At 33.9% G+C, this 1,673-nt stretch carries 3 protein-coding genes; all 3 read left to right on the forward strand.

Features of this window, described 5'->3' with window-relative positions:
* On the forward strand, nucleotides 1–308 hold a 308-nt coding region (locus AB3X49_RS22595), incomplete at its 5' end, for an ABC transporter permease (protein ID WP_367964865.1).
* A gap of 283 nt (nucleotides 309–591) precedes the next feature.
* Complete coding sequence (locus tag AB3X49_RS22600) at nucleotides 592–1,179, forward strand: YpjP family protein (RefSeq protein ID WP_367964867.1); 588 nt, start codon at nucleotides 592–594, stop codon at nucleotides 1,177–1,179.
* Between the two features lie 105 nt (nucleotides 1,180–1,284).
* A partial coding sequence (locus tag AB3X49_RS22605; protein ID WP_367964869.1) for an HAD hydrolase-like protein occupies nucleotides 1,285–1,673 on the forward strand: 389 nt, incomplete at its 3' end.

Here is a 1,673-nt window from a genome sequence, read left to right on the forward strand (position 1 = left end):
GTATAAGTACTGTAGGTATTATCGTGACTCCGCAGTGGATAACAGCTATTATTCTTGTATTTGCTATAGTTGCTATTTCTCGCTATGCGCGTGATTATTGGGATGAATTTACGAAGAAAATGTTTCTACATTTATATTGTGATGAAGGAGAATTACTATTATTAAGGTGGAAGGCGGATCGTTATTTGCTCCTTCCAGTCGTATTCATATACGGGACGGTCATCCTTTCTCAGTTTTATTTATTACCAGCAGTAATTATTGGAGTTATTTTTATAGTATTCATTGGTTGGATTGTATTTTTACCATAGAAAAAGAGCCGGAAGCGGCTCTTTTTCTAGTCTGTAACACACTGGTAAATAAAATATACTAAAAGGAGTATGCTTGCGGCTGAGTACACGACATCTAAAGTCATCTGATTGCCCCCCTCATTGTTGTTGTATTTATAGTGTATGAAATCTTACAATTTCATATTCAAGTGAAAAATATGTGAACGTTAACAAAATTGTAAAGTGCAAAAATTACAATCATTTTGTATAATAGAAGAAACAACCGTTATATAAAATATAATGAGTGAAAGGGGAGGGAACATAAATGCCAAATTGGTTTAGAAAAACCTTAGTCGCATTAATTACCGTATTTACGTTTGGTTTAGTGACGCCTCCTTCCATATTACTTGATAATGCCAAAGCTACGGACAAGCCTACGAGCACAGCTGGGCAACAAAATTTGGAGAGTACGTCCTATACATATGAAGAAACAAATGATAGGTTAACCACCGATACTTTTGTTAACTATGCGATGCAAGAAGCAGAGAAGCAATCTATGCAAAAATTCGGCTCTAAAATTGGGCCTGTAATTGAAGATGAATTTAAAGATGTTGTATTACCTAAAATTGAAGAGGCAATTGCGGAACTTGCAAATGATGTGCCAGAAGAATCGTTACAATCATTAGCGATTTCTCAAAAACCAGCTGGTGGAAATAATGAAAAGATTTTTCATGTTTATGACACGAAATCAGGAAATGACTTACTGCGATTTCATGTGAGGAGAGATCATCCACCGCAAGATGGATATTATTTTAATTTCCACTATCATCGTTTTGATGATGGATATTCAGGACACCATGAGTTAGGAAATATTTATTGGAATACGAATGTACCGCCGAAATGGTTGTCTTAAAAAGAACGAGAGAAAATCTTGTTCTTTTTTTCTTTATGAAAGGATACGACATTTATGTTGTTGAATAACATATGTTTAGGAAAAAAGAAAAAAGGGAGTATGGGGATGCAAAAATATATCGTTTTTGACTTTGATGGCACATTAGTAGATTCACAAAATATATTTGTACCGATTTATAATCAACTTGCTGAAAAGCATGGATATAAGACAGTTAGTGAGGAAGAAATTGAGCCTTTACGAAAATTGACTATTTCTGAAAGATGTAAAAAACTCGATGTACCACTTTATAAACTTCCTATATTGGCGTTAGAGTTTTATAAATTATATCAACCTGCCATAAAAGATCTCGTTTTATTCCATGGGATGAAGGATGTATTAGATGAATTACATAAAAAAGGCTACAGGATTGCGGTTATATCTTCGAACTCAGAAGAGCATATTAGGGCATTTTTACATAGTAATGGCATAGAAAATATTCAAGAAGTGTATTGTTC

Source organism: Bacillus sp. C30 (assembly GCF_040838255.1).
Taxonomy (GTDB): domain Bacteria; phylum Bacillota; class Bacilli; order Bacillales; family Bacillaceae_G; genus Bacillus_A; species Bacillus_A mycoides.

Bases quoted from the DNA above. Each gene is read 5' to 3' on its own strand.
- AB3X49_RS22600 (WP_367964867.1), top strand. From the start codon at position 592: ATGCCAAATTGGTTTAGAAAAACCTTAGTCGCATTAATTACCGTATTT.